The sequence below is a fragment of the Paenibacillus sp. cl130 genome, assembly GCF_900116035.1.
Classification (GTDB): domain Bacteria; phylum Bacillota; class Bacilli; order Paenibacillales; family Paenibacillaceae; genus Paenibacillus; species Paenibacillus polymyxa_B.
On the sequence record NZ_FOYG01000002.1, the window covers coordinates 551,728 to 572,894 of the forward strand.

A 21,167-nucleotide genomic window follows, 5' to 3' on the forward strand; every position below is an offset into this window, starting at 1 on the left:
TGAAATCCATAACTTTACATGGTATATTTTAGGAGCTCAGATCATACATAAGGAGGATTTTTTTATGAAAACTAAGAAAATATTATTATCAACAGCTATGTCTCTGGGACTTATTGGGAGTATTATCGTCCCTAGCGCGTCCGCATCTGTAGGCCCTTCTCCGGTAATTACGCCTGTCGTAGAAGTTAACGGAGTATACTACAGAACGGCTACGTTGCCACGTAATTATTCCTATGCGTTGTCAAATTACCCAGGGGATACTTATAAAGTGGCGAGCGGAAATGTCACCGTCTCCGCTTCCGGGGTGGTAACAACTAGTACTGCAACGACTGCAAGAGTTGAGATTTACGGCGGTAACGGTAAATTGAGAATGGTATACACTGTTAAGGTATCCTAAGATAAAAACGGTAAAAATAGCACTGTCCGTTTATTGGGCGGTGCTATTTTTATGGACGGGCTGATGTCACCCCCTATTCTCATAGCTATTCAATGTCCTGTTCTTTGAACTCTAAAGATCATGTTTAAACCGAATCCAATTAAAACGAGGCCCGTAGCTTTATCAATAACATTTTGTACTCTCGGAGACATTAACCATTTCCTTACATAACTCAACAATAATACGATTGTTGCAAACCAAACAATGGAAACAGCTGCACAAAGTAAAAAATGAAGGCTTGATTGTAGCCAGGCATAATAAATTTCGGTAAAAACGTGAGAAAAAATAGTGAAATTAGTTATTTGTAAATATTTATAGAAAAATAGATCTAGTTCTGATAGACTATTGCTACTATATTTTTATGCTGGAGGATATTGGGTTCATGAAAAATAAAGCTTTTTTCTCTCTTTTGTGTGCTTTTATTATTTTTATAATGGGATTAACAGCATGTGGAGTATCATCAAGTAAAGATCATTCATTATTATCTAAAGAAGAATTTGAACAAATGTACGTCAATGCTGATCAGTTTGAAGACCGCTCTATTGATTTTTATGGACAAATCACTAATGGTCCTAAGGAGGATAGAAATGGGATTTATGTTCAAGTGAATGCTGATCCGAAAAATAATAAAAAAAACACTTTTGTCTACGGCAATAGTTTTTCCAGCTTCTCTAATGCAAAAGAGAATGATTTTATCCACGTAACCGGTACTGTCATTGATAAATATCGCTATAGAACGACCTACGGCACCTACACCTCAGCTCCTGCCATCTCGGCAAATAAAATAGAAAAATCTATGTTTATTGATCCTACATTGAGCACTATAGAAGTAAATAAGTCAATAAAACAAAAGGGCTATATCATAACTCTTCAAAAAGTCGAGTTTGCTGAAGAGGAAACACGGATTTATATGGCAATCGAAAATAAATCTAAAAACACGATAAATTATTATGACTTTTATACTAAATTGGTTCAAGGAAACAAACAATACGAACCAACAACTGATAGTGTAAGTTATACTTATCCTGCGTTACAGTCTGAAATACTACCTGGTATGAAGACAGAAGGAATTCTGACATTCTCAAAAGTTGACTCTTCTACGGACTTAACCTTAATTGCAAAGGGGTCTGCGGAGGATTTTTCCATTGAATATAATCCGTTCAAGTTTAAAATCTCAAAAAAATAGTCTTTTGGGAGCTTCTCCTAGCCTATAGATTGCATCCCCTAGAATAGATATTGATCCCCACTGGGTAGTTTAATATATTCTAAGGGGGCATTCTTCATGGCAATGAAAGATTAAAAAAATTAAATCACATTTAGAAAAAGTGAAGAAAGAGAAGGTTCGCTGCAAATTATAATCGCTCCCTAATAAAGGGGCTATTTCCCTCCATTTTCTCACCCTCTATAAACAACAAAAAAACCCTTGCTACGCAAGGGTTTTTGAGGAAATGGGCCCTGAGGGACTCGAACCCCCGACCAATCGGTTATGAGCCGACCGCTCTAACCAACTGAGCTAAGGGCCCTCAAAAAAATTTGTATATTCACGTTACACATTCATAACAGCAACGTTAATTAATATACAACATTTTCTTGTGTTTCGTCAATAGTCTTTCGAAAATTTTCTTTTATAAAATTATTTTTGTGGACTTACGGAATAAATCGGACACCATAACGACCTTTGCGCGAGCGGTACACCTCCACTGCGCGGGGATCATTGTAGCCATACATCCAGCCGTCGTGCTCCAACCTTTTTGCCAGACATCCTGCCTGAAATTTAGTCGTGTACAGTCTGCCATAGTAAATCCAATACATCCGAGCTCCCTCTTTTCACATGATGGTAGGAGTTAGTGTAACCGGATCGAATTCGATTTACACGGCCCGAGCCATAACAATCTACAATAGTTAGCAACGAGTACGAATCGTTCTAATCATTAGCTCTGTTGTCCCCTATAGCCCATCTTATTTGCCAAAGGAAGCCGGGTCCTGACGCCAAGAACGCAGCAGTTCCATCTCTTCTTCCTGAATAGTTCCTTCACGCAAGGCAACGTTCATCAGGGCTGTATAATTGGACAAGCTTTGCAGCTCCACACCTGCTTCTTCAAAGGCTTGAGTCGCTTTGTCTAGCTGGTAGCTGAAAATAGCTAGTACCGCTAACGGCTGAGCGCCTGCTTGTGCTACGGCCTGTGCTGCTTTAATGGAGCTGCCTCCTGTAGAAATGAGATCCTCGATGACCATAACCTTTTGTCCTGCGCCGATGCGGCCTTCAATTTGGTTCTCTTTCCCATGTCCTTTGGCTTTGTCCCTCACATAGGCCATTGGCAGATTTAGCTTTTGCGCCACCCAGGCCGCATGAGGAATCCCTGCTGTAGCTGTCCCTGCAATGACTTCGGTTTCGGGATATTGCTCACGAATGAGGGCAGCAAATGAGTCTGCGATCAGCTCGCGTACCTCCGGGTAGGACATGGTCAGACGATTGTCACAGTAGATTGGCGATTTAATGCCGGATGTCCATGTAAAAGGCTGTTGCGGGCGCAATGCCACCGCCTGAATACGTAACAGATGGGATGCGATTTGCTCGGGGATACTATTGAATGTGGTCATACTTGTATCATCTCCTCAATAATGTGTTCCGCTGCGGCACGTGGGTCTGCTGCTGCGGTGATAGGACGTCCAACAACAATGTAGCTGCTGCCTTGGGCAATGGCTTGCCCAGGTGTAAGCACACGCGACTGATCGCCTGCAGCACTACCTGCCGGGCGTATGCCAGGAGTTATCGTCTTAAAGTCTGATCCACATACAGCACGAATGGCAGGCACTTCCAAAGGTGAAGCTACCACACCATCCAGTCCCGCCTCACGGGTCAGTTGTGCGTAACGAACTACTGCATCCTGTACCGTACCAGGAATACCTAACTCCTTATTCATGGTCGTCTGATCCGTGCTGGTCAGCTGTGTGACTGCAATAATGAGCGGCATGGAAAGCGAACTGTCTGCGGAAATAGCTGCTTCTGCACCAGCTTTAGCGGCTGACATCATATTAACGCCTCCAGCAGCATGTACGTTGAACATATCCACACCTAGGCGGGTAATGCTCTCTGCCCCTCCCCGCACCGTGTTAGGGATATCATGCATTTTCAAATCCAGAAATACGGAGTATCCTCTGGACTTTAGCTGTTCTACAAAAGCTGGCCCTGCATTATAAAACAGTTGCATACCTACTTTTATATAACAGGGAATCCCCTCTAGCTGCCGAATTAACTGCTCAGCCTGTTGTGCATTGGGATAATCTAATGCAACCATCAGCCGTCCTGCCATCTGCTGAAATGCTCCATTCACCGTTCTACATCCCCTTTTCACGTCAATTCGGGTACATTTGCCCGTGATAAAGGACATCCGTCAGCCGAAGCTGATGAATGTCCTTCCCTGTGCTACTTATTTCCTCACATCTATTCGTAACGCATTAGTTGCTCAGGACCGGCATGGATTCGGATGTGAAATTGATCGTTTCCAGCATTCTTAGCAAAGCGCGTACTGTATCCAGTGAGGTCATGCAGACGATGCCATTCTCAACCGCTTCGCGGCGGATACGGAATCCATCACGCTCTGGCGTTTTGCCTTTGGTCAGCGTATTGAAGACAAAGTTGGCTTCACCCGTACGGATCATATCCAGGATGTTCGGGTTACCTTCGCTCAGCTTGTTGATCGTGTTCACCGGAATATTGGCCTGCTTCATAGCAGCCGCCGTTCCACCTGTTGCAATAATTTTATAGCCCAGTCTGTAAAAGCCCTGCATCAACTCGACAGCTTCTTCTTTGTCCTTATCTGCCACTGTAATGATGATTGCTCCAGTGGATGGAATTTTCATGCCAGCCCCCACAAGTCCTTTGTACAGTGCTTTGGCATACTGAATATCGCGTCCCATGACTTCACCTGTCGATTTCATTTCTGGGCCCAGCGTCGGCTCTACACGGCGCAGTTTGGCAAAGGAGAATACCGGAACCTTAACCGAGACATAATTACTTTCAGGCCAAAGGCCTTCTGAATAACCTGCATCTTTAAGCTTACCGCCCAAAATAGCCTGTGTAGCCAGATTCGCCATCGGGATATTCGTTACTTTACTCAAGAAAGGAACCGTCCGCGAGGAGCGAGGATTAACCTCGATCACGTACACCTGGTCTTGATGAATGACAAACTGGATATTTACCAGACCGATCGTTTTTAATTCTTTGGCGATACTGATTGTAATTTCCACAATTTTTTGTTTCAGCTCGGCAGACAAGTGCTGTGGTGGATACACCGCGATCGAGTCACCTGAGTGAACCCCGGCCCGTTCTACATGCTCCATAATGCCTGGTACCAATACTGTCTCGCCGTCGCAGATGGCGTCGACCTCAACTTCTTTACCCAGCATATAACGGTCGATGAGCACCGGATGCTCTGGATTGATTTTAACCGCTTCTTCCATGTACCGCAGCAATTCCGTATCTGAGTACACGATTTCCATAGCGCGCCCGCCCAGAACGTAGGATGGACGTACCAGGACCGGATAGCCTAGCGCCTGTGCGGTTCCTACTGCTTCATCTACCGATGTGACCGTGTTGCCTTTAGGCTGTGCGATAGCCAGACGAGACAATAGTTGCTCGAACTTTTTCCGGTCTTCCGCTTCATCGATACTTTCCAGACTCGTACCCAAAATATTCACGCCTGCCGCACTCAGCGGAGCTGCGAGATTAATGGCCGTTTGACCACCGAACTGGACGATAACCCCAATCGGTTTTTCCTGCTCGATGACATTCATTACATCTTCGAAGAAGAGCGGTTCAAAGTAGAGGCGATCGGATGTATTAAAGTCCGTAGATACCGTCTCCGGGTTGTTATTGATAATCACTGCTTCGTAGCCTGCTTTTTGAATAGCCCATACCGCATGTACGGTGGAGTAATCAAATTCAATCCCTTGCCCGATCCGAATAGGTCCGGAGCCGAGTACGATAACTTTCTCTTTGTTAGATGGAATAACTTCATTTTCCACCTCGTAAGAGGAGTAGTAGTACGGAGTTGTGGCTTCAAACTCGGCTGCGCACGTATCTACCATTTTGTAGACCGGACGCAGGTTTTGAGCTAGACGGAATTCACGTACCTCACGCTCGGTTGTCATACTGTCGTTTTGGCCCATACTGCGAATCTCGGCGATAGAGCGGTCGGTAAAACCTTTACGTTTGGCCTGATAGAGTGTTTCGTAGGTCAGCTCAGACTCTCCAGCGATGATGGCTTCGAACTTGACGATTCCCTCTACCTTATCGAGGAACCACCAGTCAATTTTCGTCAAATCTTGAATCTCCTGCTGCTGCCAGCCGCGACGGAACGCCTCGGCTACCAAGAACAAACGCTCATCATCTGCTTTAATCAGGCGATCCTTGAGCACGTCATCAGACAGCTGTTCGGCTCCCTTAAGATGCAGACGGTTTACACCGATTTCCAACGACCGTACCGCTTTATGGATGGACTCTTCGAATGTGCGTCCGATGGCCATGACTTCACCCGTTGCTTTCATTTGCGTGCCCAGCTTGCGGTTGGCAGAAATGAATTTGTCAAATGGCCAGCGTGGTATTTTGCTCACGATGTAATCCAGTGTTGGCTCAAAGCAAGCATACGTTTGTCCCGTTACCGGATTCACAATTTCATCCAACGTGTAGCCCAGTGCAATTTTGGCAGCCATTTTAGCAATCGGATATCCAGTTGCCTTGGAAGCCAGTGCCGAGGAGCGGCTTACGCGCGGATTTACTTCAATTACATAGTATTGATAGCTGTGCGGATCAAGCGCAAACTGTACATTGCAGCCGCCTTCGATATTGAGGGCGCGGATAATTTTCAGAGAAGCGGAGCGCAGCATCTGGTATTCGCGATCTGACAGCGTCTGACTCGGAGCTACGACGATACTGTCACCAGTATGCACGCCGACTGGATCAAAGTTCTCCATATTACAAACAACGATGCAGTTATCATTGCCGTCACGCATGACCTCATACTCGACTTCCTTCATACCTGCGATACTTTTTTCCACCAAACATTGTCCGATTGGACTGTATCTCAAGCCAGAGCTGACGGTTTCACGCAGTTCTTCTTCTGTAGAGCAGATACCACCGCCTGTTCCCCCTAGTGTATAAGCCGGGCGAACGATAATTGGATAACCGATTTCGTTAGCAAATTCTAACGATTCCTCTAAGGTTGTTACAATTACACTCTCCGGTACAGGCTGTTCCAACTCGCGCATCAAATCACGGAACAGATCACGATCTTCGGCTTGTTCTATCGAATTCAGTTGAGTTCCCAGCAGCTTGACGTTTTCACGCTCCAGCACTCCGGCGCGAGCCAGTTCCACTGCCATATTCAGACCTGTCTGTCCTCCCAGCGTAGGAAGCAGACCATCTGGACGCTCTTGACGGATAATCTGTGTTACAAAATCAAGTGTGATCGGCTCGATGTATACTTTGTCTGCCATGTTGGTGTCTGTCATGATGGTTGCCGGATTACTGTTGATCAGCACTACCTCGACGCCTTCTTCTTTGAGCGCTTGACAAGCTTGTGTACCAGCGTAATCAAATTCTGCTGCCTGACCAATAACGATCGGACCGGAACCGATCACAAGTATTTTTTTAAGTTCTGTATTTTTCGGCATATTAGCGCTCTCCTCTCACTGCGGCGGCGATAGCAGCCTGACGCGGTTGCTTTGGATGATTTCTTTTGTGCTCACGGATCATGTCCAGAAAACGGTCAAACAGGTACCCATTGTCGTAAGGTCCTGGTGCAGCCTCTGGATGATATTGCACCGAAAACGCGGGATGCTTGGTATGTTTAAGACCTTCAATCGTTTTATCGTTGTTATTAATATGCGTCACTTCAAGCTCAGTTCCTTGGATCGAATCCTCATTTACCGTGTAGCCGTGATTTTGCGATGTGATAAAGCAGCGTCCGCTCTCCAGTTCTTTCACCGGATGGTTACCACCGCGATGTCCGAATTTCAGCTTTTCCGTATCCGCTCCCGAAGCTAAAGCGAACAACTGGTGTCCCAAGCAAATTCCGAAAATCGGATATTCCCCTAACAGTTCAGCTACCGTACGAACGGCATGGGGTACGTCTTTTGGATCTCCAGGGCCGTTAGACAGCTGGATACCGTCCGGGTCCAAGCGGCGAATTTCCTCAGCCGTCGTATCATGTGGAACGACAACCACATCGCAGTCCCGTTTATTCAGTTCGCGCAAAATGCCGCTTTTTGCACCGTAGTCAATCAATACGATCCGCTCTCCGTTGCCAGGACTGCTGTACGGATGAGGTGTGGAAGTCATAGGAACCTGATTACGCAATTCTTCAATGGTGAGGTCAGACATCATTTCTTTCAGTTCTTCCAGCGGCTGGGAACCAGTCGTCAAAATGCCCTTCATCGTGCCGTGATGGCGAATAATCCGGGTAAGCATGCGGGTGTCGATGTCGCTAATGCCAATGATGCCATATTCCTTCAGCAAATCGCCCACGCTGTATTGAGCACGCCAGTTGCTTGGCGCCGGCTCGTAATGTCGAACAGCAAAGCCGTGGACATAAGGCCGTACCGATTCAAAGTCATCCCGAGTAATTCCGTAATTGCCAATCAGCGGGTAAGTCATCGTTACGATTTGTCCGCAGTAAGAGGGATCAGTAAGCACCTCTTGATAGCCTGTAATCCCTGTGTTGAAAACGACCTCGCCTGTTTTATCACCTTCCGCACCAAATGATGTGCCTGTAAACAGCGTGCCATCCTGAAGTAACAATCTTGCCTGCATCCCGTCTCACTCCTCTATATTGTTTCCTGCTATAAGGTTCTATTTTTTTAGTGGTTTCTATTTATTTTGCTTCGTCAGCAGACCATACCAGTTTGCCATCTACCCAAGTTTTCACAGGCCAGCCTTTGAGCTTCCAGCCTGTAAAAGGAGTGTTGCGTCCTTTGCTGGCAAACGTTTGCGGATCAACTGCCTGCTCCTGCTCCAGATCAATCATGGTCAGGTCAGCTGGAGCCCCTTCTTCCAGGCGTCCCGTATCAAGGCGGAAGACACGCGCTGGATCAGCAGTCATACGACGCACTAGAAAGTCCAGCGTCCACTGTCCGGTAGCTACGAATTTTGTGTACAACAGCGGGAAGGCCGTCTCGAATCCAACGATTCCGAATGGCGCCAGCTCCATACCTCTTGCCTTCTCTTCCTCACTGTGCGCTGCATGGTCGGTTACGACGATGTCAATCGTACCGTCTTCCAGTCCCTCGATGCATGCCTGCACATCACGTGGGGAGCGGAGCGGAGGATTCATTTTCCAGTTCGCATCCAGCCCAGGGATGTCCTCATCTGACAATACCAAGTGGTGTGGGCATACCTCAGCCGTTACCTTGATGCCAAAAGATTTCGCGTGGCGGATTAACCGCACTGACTGCTCCGTGCTGACATGGCATACATGATAGTGTGCCCCGGTTGCCTCGGATAGTAAAATGTCTCGTCCGACGTGAATGGCTTCGGATTCGTTCGGAATGCCTTTAAGTCCGTGGCGCTTGGCAAATTCGCCGTCCGTCACTGCCGCTCCTTCAACAAGCGTGTTATCTTCACAGTGTGCAATAACCGGCATATCCAGTGCCTTGGCCCGCGCCATGGCGTCCTTCATCATTTGCGCGCTTTGCACCCCGACACCATCGTCAGTAAAGCCGATTGCACCCGCTGCTTTGAGCGCTTCAAAATCTGTCAGCTCACGCCCCAGTTCGTTTTTCGTAATGGCTGCGTAAGGAAGAACCTTGGCAAGCCCGGCTTCCTGTCCCTTTTTCAATACCAGCTGGACTGTGTCCACATTGTCAGTCACTGGACGTGTGTTTGGCATGCAGGCAATCGTCGTAAATCCGCCTTTCACCGCCGCACGGCTGCCCGTTTCAATCGTTTCTTTATATTCAAAGCCAGGTTCTCTCAGATGCACATGCATGTCGATTAAACCGGGAATGACCAGTTTTCCCTGGGCGTCGATTTTTTCAACTTCGCGCTCCTGCTCAGATGCCCCTTCTTCTATAAGTAGGCTGACTCCAGCATCTGCATTTGCGATAGCCAAAATTTTTCCGTCGGCGATTAGGATGGATTTCAATTCAGCCTCGCCCTGCTCGTTCAATACGCTTGCATTCATTATTAATTGTTTCATCTGAAATATTCCTCCGCTCAGTTTTCTGCAACTTTTTCCTACGATCCAATTGACAGCTTCTACAGCTTCATTGCCCGTTCCATAACCGCCATGCGGATCGGAACTCCGTTTGCCATTTGCGGAAAAATTCGCGATTGTTCGCTTTCCACAACTGCACTATCAATTTCCACATTCCGATTCACTGGAGCTGGATGCATGATAATCGTTCCGGGCTTCAGGTTCGCTGCTCTTTTTTCTGTCAAACCGTACTGCTCTCGATACTCATCCGCTGAGCGCAACATCCCTTCAGCATGCCGTTCCAGCTGTACCCGAAGCATCATGACCACGTCCGCCTGTAGTGCCTCTTGCATCGGAACATAAGGCGCGTACGCCGCAAGATCAGGTGCTTGCATATTATCAGGAGCGCAGAAGCTAACCTTGGCTCCGAATTTTTGCAAGGCCCACAGATTCGAGCGAGCGACACGGCTGTGCAGAATGTCTCCTATGATGGATACTCTCAAGCCTTTAAGCTCACCGAAAGTTTTGCGCATGGTGTACAGGTCCAGCAGAGCCTGCGTTGGATGCTCATTGTTGCCGTCCCCCGCATTAACCAGTGGGACACTGACCTTTTCAGCGAGCTCTTGCAGCACCCCGGCTGGCTTTAACCGGATGACTCCTGCGTCAATGCCCATGGATTCGAGCGTACGTACTGTATCGTAAATGGACTCCCCTTTTTCCACACTGGAAGCCGCAGCGGAAAAGTTCAAAACCTGAGCGCCCAGCCGCTTCTCTGCCATTTCAAAAGAAAAGCGGGTGCGAGTGCTGTTTTCAAAAAACATGTTGGCCGCAAAGCGTGATTGCAGTACTGGAACCAGTTTTTCTGGTTGAGACTCCCAATAATGAGCGCGATCCAGAATGGACTCGATTTCATTTCGGCTAAGTTCCTTTAACCCGAGCAGGCTACGTTCTTTAAGTTGACTGGCTGTTGTGATCATAGCTGTTCCCCCCGGTTCTGAATGATTGTCACTTCGTCCTTACCGTCCGTCTCTTGAAGGGCTACTACGATTTCCTCAGATTTGGAGGTCGGGATGTTCTTGCCGATGTAATCCGGACGAATCGGAAGCTCACGGTGTCCGCGATCCGCTAGCACTGCCAGCTGAATCATTTGCGGTCGTCCGCAGTGCATCAATGCATCCATCGCCGCGCGGATGGTGCGGCCTGTATACAGCACATCGTCAAAGAGAATGACTTTCTTATCATGAACCGATACGTCAGCAGGATTCATCAAAAGCTCTTTTCCATTTCCTTTAGCTTCGGCTACGCTGCTCCGGTCATCCCGGTAGGCTGTAACATCCAGCTCTCCCCATGGAATTGGTGCGCCTTCAATCTCAGCAATTTTTTCAGCCAGACGTTGCGCCAAATGAACTCCGCGTGTTCGAATACCTACTAGCACACAATCGTCAATACCTTTGTTTTTCTCCAAAATTTCATGTGCAATCCGTGTCAATGCCCGACGAATCGCAATTTCATCCATCAGTACATGTGTTTCATGACTCATGCTTCCAGCCTCCTCAGGTGATGTTCCCTTCAGACCTGGTCCCGTGTTCGGATACAAAAAAGACTCCTTGCCCAAGTTTGGCAAGGAGTCTCGTGTGAACAGTCTTCTACTGTTCTCCGATCTCTCGGACACACTGAAGACATACCGCCGCAGCGGATGCACTGATCAGTGATCCATTCACGTTACCTTGCCAGCCTCACGGGACTGATTTAAAGGTGCTATTCAGGATTTCCTTTGTCCTGCTTCTCATAGTGTGAGATGGTTAGCCATCTCTTGGACAAAGTTCATCGCAACTACAAGAAGTATGACAGATTGAAAATCGTGTGTCAACACCCGTTCAACCGGAACCACCGGAAGCACTCTAATAATTATACAACTTCATTGTATAATTATCCATAGTTGTTTTTACCCATACCTTATCCCACAATAAAAAAACCGCCATTTAGGCGGTTTAACTTAATAATTTATTCAGGTTTGTGAATAGGAATGCAAATTGTCATTGTTTTAGCGACTACGCAAGGATGCTAACACATCCTCCATATCAGGAGGGATCGGTCTGTTGAATTCCATGTACTCTCCAGTGGATGGATGCTTAAAACCCAGTACCGCCGCATGCAGCGCCTGACCATCCATACGAACCCCTTTACTACGTCCATACATAGGGTCGCCAACCAATGGGTGTCCAATAAATTTCATGTGAACACGAATTTGGTGTGTGCGTCCTGTTTCCAATTGAAGTTCAAGCAGGGTATAATCCCCCAAACGTTCAATGACGAGAAAATGGGTGACTGCATGCTTGCTGTTACGTTCCGTCACTGTGAACAATTTGCGATCACCCGAATCGCGGCCAATCGGAGCATCTACCGTTCCCTGATCGTGGCTCAAATGACCGTGAACTAAGGCTATATATTTTCGAGTCACACTATGATCCTTAAGCTGTGCTGCAAGTGATGCGTGAGCCTGATCATTTTTAGCCGCCATTAGCAGTCCTGATGTATCCTTATCAATACGGTGAACAATACCAGGACGTAATTCCCCGTTGATGCCGGAAAGATCGTGGCAGTGGTACATCAGTGCGTTAACCAATGTTCCCGAAGAGTGTCCCGGTGCAGGATGCACGACCAGACCACGTTGCTTGTTAATAACAATAACGTCCGAATCCTCGTAAACGACATCCAACGGAATATTTTCCGGTACAATATCTACACTTTCTGGCTCCGGTACCGATAATACAATACGATCTCCTTCAGCCAGCTTGTAGTTCGCCTTGATCGCCGTACCGTTCACCAACACCCGACCATTTCCGATCCACAGCTGTATCTGAGAACGAGACACTTCCTTCATTTCTTCGGCGATATATTTGTCTATACGTGTTTTGGCATCCACGGAATCCGCTGTCCATTCCAGAGATTCACTCTCCAGTTCGTCTTCATAAGACAGACCTGCGGCTTCGCCGTTTTCATTCACTTCGCTCATGCTATGACTTCCCTTCAATGCTATCATTGCCATTTCCTTTTTCCCGACGCGATTCCAGCAATGTATCCAAAATAATCAGTGCTACACCGATGACAATCGCCGAATCTGCCACATTAAAAATCGGGAACGTATAGCTTCCAAAATTGAATTGCGCAAAATCAACCACTTCACCTGAAATAGCCCGATCCAAAAAGTTACCGACTGCTCCCCCCAGCACCAAACTTAGCGCAACAGGAAGTAGCTTTTGTCCAGCCTTGACTGTTTTTCGCAGGTACCAGACGATACCGATCACCACTACAATTGTAATCACGATAAAAAGCCAACGTTGGCCTTCCAAAATCCCAAAAGCGGCTCCACGATTACGATGGGAGGTGATTAAAAAGAAATTGCCGATGACTGGTATTTGCTCGTACAATTCCATCCGCGTAGCCACCAAATATTTGACTCCCTGATCAATCAAAAAAATAATTAGCGCAATACCAAAATAAATCACAGTCCTTCGTCACTCCGATCCGCTTATATCCGTTGTTGAACCCATTTATTGTAGCATAAGCGTTCTCAGATCGTCCACGAAACCCGCAAGCTATCAAGTACAGATCATCTATAAAATGAACTCCACTGCATTTGATTAGAATTTCCTATGTAAAAGAGGCCTTCCCGGTGCAAACTACAAGGAGCATACTCGACACAACGCATGCGCATGTAAACCTAGAACAAGGAGAGGATTCCATGTCCCCATTGACGGAGCAACAATTGCAGGGCTTGCGTAACGAACTGCTGGAACGCAAAAAAGAAATTGAGCATCGTTTGCAGGACAACGGCCATTACGGACTCGGCGATTCCCAACGCGATCAAACCGGCGAGCTTTCTCCTATTGATAACCACCCAGGAGATCTGGCTACCGAAACCTACGAGCGAGCCAAGGATATTTCCTTACTGGAGCACGACGAATTCCAATTAGAACGCATCGAATCAGCTCTGATGGCCATGGAAAAGGGGACGTATGGCATTTGTGCCGCCAGCGGTAAACCCATTCCCTATGAGCGCCTACTGGCTGTTCCCTATACCATTTACTGTAAAGAGTACAGTCCCGAAACAGAAGTGTCTAACCGCCGCCCAGTGGAGGAAGAATTTCTCGCTCCCTCGTTCGGCAGAACAAGTCTGGATGAGCGTGATGATCAAAACGGCTTCGACGGTGAAGATGCATGGCAGATCGTCGAAAATTGGGGTACCTCTAACACACCAGCCATGGCCGAAAGTAGAGAAATCCACAGTTATGATGATATGGAAATTGAAGCAGGCGACGATAATATGGGCTTCGTAGAACCATACGAAAGCTTTGTTGCTACTGACATTTATGGACAAAATGTTTCCGTTATTCGTAGTTCCATTTATCAGCGTTATATCGAAGATGGCGAGGGCGAAGGTCTACTGGAGCCGGATACGCACGAAGACGAATCGTGAACTTCAAAGTGGAGATCGCTGCCTAATAGGTAGTAAGCTCCAATTGTCGTTGTACAATTCGTACAATATCAGCGATATAATCACCGATAATCGGCAAATTCAACGCTCCGAGCACTTGCAGCACATAAATAATGGTAGCGGCAAAAAAAGTAAAACCTAGCGCGATGCCGATTCCCCTGGAAACGCCTGATATTAGATTTAGCCAAAGTAATCGCCAAGGCTTGTTCAGCAGCAAAGCATAATCTGCAATACGTGTCCGTTCCATCTGCTCTGACACAGCACGTATCAGCTTTTCAACACGACTTAATTGCTCTGCCTGATTACCTGTTTTGCTTTTATCTGCGGCTACGGCTGCTCCTTCTCCGTTCATCTCTCGGAGACTTCTCCCCTGTCTACGCCTTGATCGTGCCGTCATATGCACAATCCCCCTTTTCCCATGGCTGCCCTGAACGCAGCAAACGAGCCGAAGCACGTAACGGAGAAAAACCGTTTCCGATGCTTAGGCTCGTTTTTATATGCTGCCTGTTATTGTATTATGGGACAGGGGGCTTGTAATTATTCTCCAATATGAACGCCGATGGTTTTACCGTTCACATCCACATGTTCTGCCGGTTCGGCTTGACCAAATGTCACAGTAGTAACCAATACGTTCTCACGCAACACAGAATCGAAGCTTTCGATGGCCTGACGCAGCTCGTTATCTACATCCAACGTCAACGCCACATACTTTTCAATCGGCAGATCCAGTTTTTTACGATAATCCTGTACCGCACGAACCACTTCACGTACCCAACCCTCTTGCTCCAGCTCTGGCGTAATGTCTGTGTTCAACGCTACCGTTAAGCCATAGCCGGAAGCAGAAGCGAAGCCTTCTTTCGCTTTTTTCTCCACCAGCAGTTCTTCGGCCGTAACTTGCAGCTCTTCACCTTCTGGAGAAGCGACGTTTAACACTCCTTTTTCTACAACAGAACGGGTATCCTCAGCAGACATTCCTTTGAAAAAGTTTTGTAGGAAACCGACATTTTTGCCGTATTTCTTGCCTGCTACTTTCAAATTCAGTTTCAGTGTAAAATCTACAAAGCCGCTATCGTCCGTCTCCACATGAATATGCTTCACGTTAATCTCATCTTTGATGATTTCCTCATAGCCACTCAGTTCAAAGTCCTGATCCATGGACAGAATCAACTCGGACAACGGTTGACGCGTTTTCAAACCCGTTTCGTTGCGGACGTTACGCGCCAATTCAACGACACGGCGTGCCGTTTCCATATCTCGTTCCAGTTCCAAATCGATCAAGGACTCATTGGCAGTCGGATAATCATCCAGATGAACACTTTCCCCGTTGCTTAGGTTGAGGTAAATATCCTCTGCAAGCAGTGGTGTAAACGGCGCAAGCAGTTTGGCAGTCGTTAACAACACTTCGGTCAGTGTACGGTATGCATCCAGCTTATCTTCTGTAAGACCATTGCCCCAGAATCGGTCGCGTGAACGACGGATATACCAGTTGCTCAGCTCATCAACAAACGATTCAATTGCTTTAGATGAGTTCAGGAAGTCATTTACAGCCAGCGCTTTGTCCACTACCAAAATGAGGCTGTTCAGACGGGACAAAATCCAACGATCCAACTTATGAGCCGATGGTTTGAACGGATGCTGTGCCGGATCAAATCCGTCGATATCCGCATACAAGGTCAGAAAAGCGTGTGTATTTACAAGCGTATCCACCAGCTTCGATTTAGCCTCACCTACAATGCCTTTGGAAAAACGTTTGCTATTCCATGGTGCACTATCAGACAGCAATGCCCAGCGGAAAGCATCTGTACCGTACTCGTCAATCACTTCCCACGGATCAATAACATTACCCTTGGATTTGGACATTTTCTGCCCCTGCTCATCCAGTACATGGCCTGTCGCCATGACAGCTTTATAAGGAGCTTTGCCAGTCAGCATAGTCGAAACCGCAAGCAAGCTATAGAACCAGCCACGAGTCTGGTCAATCCCTTCACAGATCATATCTGCCGGAAATTGCTGCTCGAACGTTTCATTATTTTCAAAAGGATAATGATGCTGCGCAAACGGCATGGAGCCACTATCGAACCATACGTCGATTACTTCCGGTGTACGAGTCATTTCGTATTTACCGCATTGACTACGAACCTTAATATCATCTACATATGGTTTGTGCAGCTCGATGTCCGCTGGTACATCGCCAATCGCACGTTCCCTCAATTCAGCAATACTATGTGGAGCGAACTGTTCTCCAGTTTCTTCACAAACCCAGATGTTTAGCGGTGTACCCCAATAGCGATCACGACTGATGTTCCAATCCACCAGTTCCTCCAAAAACTTGCCAAAACGTCCTTCACGTATATGCCCCGGGTACCATTCGACTTCGCTGTTGTTGGCAATCAATTGATCCTTGATCGCAGTTGTTTTGATAAACCAGCTGTCCATAGCATAGTACAATAATGGAGTATCGCAGCGCCAGCAGAACGGATAGCTATGCTCGTATTTTTCCTTGCTGTACAGCAAACCTTTTTCGGACAGCATTTTAACAATATCCACATCACAGTCTTTCACAAAACGGCCTGCAAAATCAGTGATTTCCTCTACATAGTTACCTTGAAGATCCACTACGTTGATGAATTCAACACCATTTTCACGGCATACCCGGTAATCATCCTCACCATGCGCCGGAGCCATATGAACGATACCTGTACCGCTGGAGTCTGTTACGAACTTCGCACCCAGAATCTGATTACCCTTCTCAACCTGAAAATACGTAAATGGCGGGATATACGTTTGGCCAACCAGTTCTGAACCGGATAGCGTGCCAATCACTTCATGATCGCCTTTAATTACGTCCTCAACCAGATTTTTAGCAACGATGTATACACCGTCTTCCTGCTTCACACGTGCATATTCCAGTTCAGGGTTGACGGCGAGCGCCACGTGACTCGGCAAGGTCCAAGGCGTTGTCGTCCAAGCCAGTACATATTCACCACTGCTATGCAGCTTGAATTTGGCCGTAGCACTCAGATCCTTCACATCTTTGTAGCCCTGCGCTACTTCATGAGAACTTAGCGTCGTCTGACAATCAGGGCAATACGGACTCACACGATGACCACGATACAGCAGATCTTTTTCATGAATCGTCGCCAAAATGTTCCATACGCTCTCGATATAGTTATTATCCAATGTAATGTACGGGTTATCGAGGTCTGTCCAATATCCGATCGCTTCGGTTAAATCACGCCATTGTTGCTCATACTCAAACACGCTCGCCTTACATTTTTTAATAAACTTTTCAACGCCGTATTCTTCAATTTCAGGTTTGTGGGAAATTCCCAGCTGCTTTTGTACACCCAATTCTACCGGCAAGCCATGCGTGTCCCAGCCTGCCTTACGTACGACGCGGTATCCCTTCATTGTCTGATAGCGACCGACGAAATCCTTAATTACACGGCCCAGCACGTGACCGATATGCGGTTTACCGTTAGCTGTTGGCGGGCCCTCATAAAACACAAAATTGGGCTTTCCTTCACGATTTGTGATGGATTTACGGAATGTGTCCTCTTGTTTCCATTTGCTCAGGATGCGCAGGTCACGAGACCGTGCTTTTTCTCTAACATCCACTCTGTTCATACCGTCATACTCCCTCTCTGCTCATCATGATTTCTCTAGCATTTCCTAAAAAAAGCAACAAAAAAAGCCCCATCCCTGTAAAGGGACGAGACTGTGCTCGCGTTACCACCCTGATTCCGTAAAAACAGACCATTAAAAATACAGTCTCATCACGGCTCTCTGAGCCCCACTCAACTACAGCAGGGCGCCATTATAACGCATGGCAAACGGTGATTGCTTACACACGCCATAAATCTTAAGCGCTTCAGCTCACTTCTCCGGGAGGATCTTCGGTCATGTTCTGAACGTTGGCTTGCACCGGAAGGCCAACTCTCTGAGGGACAAATCATGACGTACTCGTTCCCATCAACGAATTAAACATGTTAAATTCATCGAATATTAAATCAGCAACATCGTTGCCTTGAATAACAACCATCAGCCGACGGACGGATAATCATTGAATTCAGTATAGTATTTACAGTTATAGCCTGTTTAAAGACAAAAGTCAACCCTAACAAAGCCTAATAAAAGCTTGTCAGAAATGAAATTAGTAAATTTCTTTCATCTCACGCTCGCGCTCCAGTACTTCGCGTTCCCGGTTTTCAAGGGCTTCCCAGCCGTCTTGGCTTAACAAGTCAAGCTGTGCTTCCACCAGTGTACGAAACCGTGCTCGGTAAATCGATGCCTGCTTCTTCAGTTCTTCAACCTCCAACGCGATCTTGCGGGATTTGGACAATGCTTCGTTCACAATACGGTCCGCATTTTTTTCCGCTTCCTTCACGATCAGTTGGGATTCTTTCTTGGCGTTGTTACGAACTTCATCAGCCGCTTCCTGCGCCACGATAATTGTCTTACTCAGGGTATCCTCAATCGTCGCGAAATGATCAAGCTTCTCCTGTACGTTCAACAACTCGGTGCTCAGTTCTTTATTTTCACGAATAACGCCCTCGTAATCTTTGATCACCTGATCCAAAAATTCATTAACCTGATCCTCATCATAACCGCGAAGCCGGCGGGCAAATTCCTTGTTATGTATATCCAATGGCGTTAATGGCATGCCGTCCACCTCCTATAAGATTGACAAAAAAAACATTTTCCGCGTCACGACGCTCACTATCATCTATCGGTCATCATACCCCGTTTTGTGAATACTGTACAGAGCAAAATCGTTCCAGTTCTTCGCTATAGCTTAATTCTTTCGACAGAAAGCTCGTGATTCCTGCCTACAGCTATACAAACTTACCAATTTTGACACGGAATCTTCCCTTTTTTGTCATCCCGTCTGTTTCAAGCACTTTGAAACGCCCAAAACCCTGCATGGAAATAACGTCCCCAGCTTTAAGTGGAGTGGATGGATTCTCCTCCACCTTCCAATTTACCCGGCACCGTCCCGCCCGAATCGGTGTTAATATTTTACTGCGGCTTAGCTTGTATACATCGCTGGCAATACCGTCCAGTCGTAAAGAAGCGACAGTCAGATCTAGCGCCTCTAATGCAACTTCCTTCGTTCGCAGACTCGCTACAGGCAACAGTTCTGTCCATACATGGACACGATGTACCTGCTGCAAATGCATCGTCATAAAATCGACAATCTCTGAAGCTACCAATACATGGCACCCATCATCAAGTACATGAATGTCCCCGATTTTCCCACGTTTGATTCCAAGTCCCAGTAGGGCACCTAGATAATCACCGTGCTCAAGGGTACCTATTTTATGATCGTCAGATGTGATGGAAAGGACCTGAATCCCCATCTCCTCACCGTCCAAATACGAATAATCGGGCGCAATAAGCGCCCGCTTTCGTTCCGAAGCCATATATCCGCCATCTACCCTAATCGTGACCTTGTCTTCCTTCGAAGCAAGTGTCTCCAATATGTACTGTTGGCGCGGGTCCAAAAAATCAGTCAGCTTCTGCTCATGATAAGCTCCCGCATGACTGATCCATTCGGAAGCGCGATCCACATAATCCCGTTCATCCGGGTGAAAATGCTCATAAATCTCAGTTCGCATAACTCCTCCTAGACGAAATTACCAATTAAAGAAATCAAACCGTATGACGCAAAACGCAGAGCAATCAGCGCAACGATGGGTGAAATATCAATCATCCCGAAGATTGGCGGTATAAACCTGCGAAAAGGAGACAAATACGGTTCCACAAACTTGGCAAGTAAATCGCCAATTACACTCTCTCTGGCATTAGGAAGCCATGACAGCAGAACATATGCAATGATCATGTACGAATAAATCTGAAATAGCCAGTAAATTACCTCGATCAAGAAAAGTTCACCTCATTCTGTTAAGTTCTTGTTCAGTGTCAGCCAGTATTTCCGTAATAGAGCCTTGAATCTCAACCGTATCTGGTGTACACAGAAAAATATTGTTCCCGACCTTGGAGATACCACCACCCAGTGCATACACAGTACCACTCAAAAAATCAATAATTCGCAACGCCTGATCCTTGCGAATTCGTTGCAAATTAACTACGACGGTGCGATGGGAACGGATATGGTCGGCAATTTCCTGTGCTTCATCATAAGAACGCGGCTCATACAGGACAACTTTCACATTTTTCTGTGAATGGATGCTGACAACATTAGTGCTCTTCTGGTTCTTACGTTTATCAAAGCTTGGGGTTTCAATTTCTTGATCTTCCGGCGTATTCATAACCTCTCGCTCTATAACTTCCTCTTCTTCCTGAAGCCCCAGAAAGTTCATGAACTTATTCATTACGCCCAATGGAAATCCTCCTCTCGTCCGACCAGTACGGAACCAAGCCGCAGCCAGGTCGCTCCCTCTTCAACCGCCACTTCAAAATCATTGGACATCCCCATAGACAAGTGAACGATGGGTTCTCTGGTCAAGGCTTGTCCATTTAACCTATCCCGTAATTCACGTAATCCCCGAAACACAGGCCGAGTTTTTTCCGGGTCTTGCTCATGAGGAGCCATCGTCATCAAGCCAATTACGTCCACATGCTCCAACTCGCGAATTTGTTCCAAAAAGGGGACAACCGCCTCAGAGGACAAGCCATATTTGGATATTTCCCCAGAAATATTGACTTGCACAAAAGCTTTAACTCGCAGTCCCAGAGCGGCTGCCTTCTTGTCCAATTCCTGAGCGAGCGATAAGCGGTCAAGCGAATGTATAAATTTAAATTTTCCAATCACATCTTTAACCTTATTCGTTTGGAGATGACCAATAAAATGCCACGTTCCCCGGTCACCCAACTTGCTCCATTTATCCGCAGCATCCTGCCAGCGATTTTCGCCCACATGCTCTAAGTCGCTATCCAGTACCGATGTCATTGTCGCCGCCGAAACATATTTGGTGACAGCGATCACATTAACTTCATCACGCGAACGTCCGCTTCGGGCACATGCCGCTTCTACACGGGCATTCACTTCTTTAATTCGTTCCTCCAAAGACACGGG

General features: G+C 46.8%; 21 protein-coding genes, 1 tRNA gene and 1 other annotated feature. Of the genes, 3 read left to right on the top strand and 19 right to left on the bottom strand.

Translation table 11 applies throughout. The annotated features are described in order from the left end of the window. Positions 1-64: 64 nt before the first annotated feature. Complete coding sequence (locus tag BM358_RS08720; protein WP_028540495.1) at positions 65-397, top strand: hypothetical protein; 333 nt, start codon at positions 65-67, stop codon at positions 395-397. 89 nt (positions 398-486) lie between these two features. Here BM358_RS08720 and BM358_RS08725 read toward each other — a convergent pair whose 3' ends face one another. Further along, on the bottom strand, positions 487-738 hold the full coding sequence (locus BM358_RS08725; protein WP_305953836.1) for a LysE family transporter: 252 nt from the start codon (positions 736-738) through the stop codon (positions 487-489). A gap of 80 nt (positions 739-818) precedes the next feature. Here BM358_RS08725 and BM358_RS08730 point away from each other — a divergent pair, with 80 nt between their 5' ends. Further along, on the top strand, positions 819-1,622 hold the full coding sequence (locus BM358_RS08730) for a DUF4352 domain-containing protein (RefSeq protein ID WP_028540494.1): 804 nt from the start codon (positions 819-821) through the stop codon (positions 1,620-1,622). 263 nt (positions 1,623-1,885) lie between these two features. Here BM358_RS08730 and BM358_RS08735 read toward each other — a convergent pair. From BM358_RS08735 to lspA, 11 genes are all read right to left on the bottom strand, one after another. Further along, positions 1,886-1,959, bottom strand: a tRNA-Ile gene (locus BM358_RS08735). A gap of 124 nt (positions 1,960-2,083) precedes the next feature. After that, complete coding sequence (locus BM358_RS26415) at positions 2,084-2,248, bottom strand: hypothetical protein (RefSeq protein WP_014282411.1); 165 nt, start codon at positions 2,246-2,248, stop codon at positions 2,084-2,086. Positions 2,249-2,395: 147 nt separating this feature from the next. Continuing rightward, the gene (gene pyrE, locus BM358_RS08740) at positions 2,396-3,037 is read right to left on the bottom strand and encodes an orotate phosphoribosyltransferase (protein ID WP_028540493.1); all 642 of its coding nucleotides are present in this window, start codon (positions 3,035-3,037) and stop codon (positions 2,396-2,398) included. Next, a complete protein-coding gene (pyrF, locus tag BM358_RS08745) occupies positions 3,034-3,828 on the bottom strand; it encodes an orotidine-5'-phosphate decarboxylase (protein WP_081047489.1) in 795 nt (264 codons plus the stop codon). The genes pyrE and pyrF overlap by 4 nt, the downstream gene beginning before the upstream one ends. Positions 3,829-3,895: 67 nt before the next feature. After that, on the bottom strand, positions 3,896-7,111 hold the full coding sequence (gene carB / locus BM358_RS08750) for a carbamoyl-phosphate synthase large subunit (protein WP_023989424.1): 3,216 nt from the start codon (positions 7,109-7,111) through the stop codon (positions 3,896-3,898). 1 nt (position 7,112) lies between these two features. Continuing rightward, a complete protein-coding gene (carA, locus tag BM358_RS08755) occupies positions 7,113-8,249 on the bottom strand; it encodes a glutamine-hydrolyzing carbamoyl-phosphate synthase small subunit (protein ID WP_028540491.1) in 1,137 nt (378 codons plus the stop codon). A 61-nt stretch (positions 8,250-8,310) separates the two neighbouring features. After that, positions 8,311-9,633 carry a dihydroorotase gene (locus BM358_RS08760; RefSeq protein ID WP_028540490.1) on the bottom strand — a complete coding sequence of 441 codons (1,323 nt, stop codon included), beginning with the start codon at positions 9,631-9,633 and terminating at the stop codon, positions 8,311-8,313. A 59-nt stretch (positions 9,634-9,692) separates the two neighbouring features. Further along, positions 9,693-10,607, bottom strand: coding sequence for an aspartate carbamoyltransferase catalytic subunit (locus BM358_RS08765; protein ID WP_023989427.1), 915 nt, complete (start codon positions 10,605-10,607; stop codon positions 9,693-9,695). Then, a complete protein-coding gene (gene pyrR, locus BM358_RS08770) occupies positions 10,604-11,170 on the bottom strand; it encodes a bifunctional pyr operon transcriptional regulator/uracil phosphoribosyltransferase PyrR (RefSeq protein ID WP_023989428.1) in 567 nt (188 codons plus the stop codon). Before pyrR ends, BM358_RS08765 begins: the two co-directional genes overlap by 4 nt. 504 nt (positions 11,171-11,674) lie before the next feature. Next, on the bottom strand, positions 11,675-12,646 hold the full coding sequence (locus BM358_RS08775; protein ID WP_023989429.1) for an RluA family pseudouridine synthase: 972 nt from the start codon (positions 12,644-12,646) through the stop codon (positions 11,675-11,677). Between the two features lies 1 nt (position 12,647). Then, positions 12,648-13,139, bottom strand: coding sequence for a signal peptidase II (gene lspA / locus BM358_RS08780; RefSeq protein WP_023989430.1), 492 nt, complete (start codon positions 13,137-13,139; stop codon positions 12,648-12,650). A gap of 236 nt (positions 13,140-13,375) precedes the next feature. Here lspA and BM358_RS08785 point away from each other — a divergent pair, with 236 nt between their 5' ends. After that, positions 13,376-14,110 (top strand): TraR/DksA C4-type zinc finger protein, encoded by a 735-nt coding sequence (locus tag BM358_RS08785; RefSeq protein ID WP_023989431.1) that lies wholly within the window; start codon positions 13,376-13,378, stop codon positions 14,108-14,110. A 22-nt stretch (positions 14,111-14,132) separates the two neighbouring features. Here BM358_RS08785 and BM358_RS08790 read toward each other — a convergent pair whose 3' ends face one another. From BM358_RS08790 to BM358_RS08820, 7 genes are all read right to left on the bottom strand, one after another. Then, positions 14,133-14,525: a DUF5665 domain-containing protein gene (locus tag BM358_RS08790; RefSeq protein WP_226887732.1), complete on the bottom strand. Its 393-nt coding sequence runs from the start codon at positions 14,523-14,525 to the stop codon at positions 14,133-14,135. A gap of 140 nt (positions 14,526-14,665) precedes the next feature. Then, the gene (gene ileS / locus BM358_RS08795; RefSeq protein WP_028540489.1) at positions 14,666-17,755 is read right to left on the bottom strand and encodes an isoleucine--tRNA ligase; all 3,090 of its coding nucleotides are present in this window, start codon (positions 17,753-17,755) and stop codon (positions 14,666-14,668) included. A gap of 78 nt (positions 17,756-17,833) precedes the next feature. Beyond that, positions 17,834-18,113: a binding site (T-box leader), on the bottom strand. A gap of 168 nt (positions 18,114-18,281) precedes the next feature. Beyond that, a complete protein-coding gene (locus tag BM358_RS08800; RefSeq protein ID WP_023989434.1) occupies positions 18,282-18,791 on the bottom strand; it encodes a DivIVA domain-containing protein in 510 nt (169 codons plus the stop codon). 172 nt (positions 18,792-18,963) lie between these two features. Next, a complete protein-coding gene (locus BM358_RS08805) occupies positions 18,964-19,746 on the bottom strand; it encodes a YlmH family RNA-binding protein (protein WP_028540488.1) in 783 nt (260 codons plus the stop codon). 8 nt (positions 19,747-19,754) lie between these two features. Continuing rightward, positions 19,755-20,012, bottom strand: coding sequence for a YggT family protein (locus BM358_RS08810; RefSeq protein ID WP_023989436.1), 258 nt, complete (start codon positions 20,010-20,012; stop codon positions 19,755-19,757). Positions 20,013-20,019: 7 nt separating this feature from the next. Further along, a complete protein-coding gene (locus BM358_RS08815) occupies positions 20,020-20,472 on the bottom strand; it encodes a cell division protein SepF (protein WP_023989437.1) in 453 nt (150 codons plus the stop codon). Beyond that, a complete protein-coding gene (locus BM358_RS08820; protein WP_028540487.1) occupies positions 20,463-21,164 on the bottom strand; it encodes a YggS family pyridoxal phosphate-dependent enzyme in 702 nt (233 codons plus the stop codon). The genes BM358_RS08815 and BM358_RS08820 overlap by 10 nt, the downstream gene beginning before the upstream one ends. Positions 21,165-21,167 lie beyond the last annotated feature (3 nt).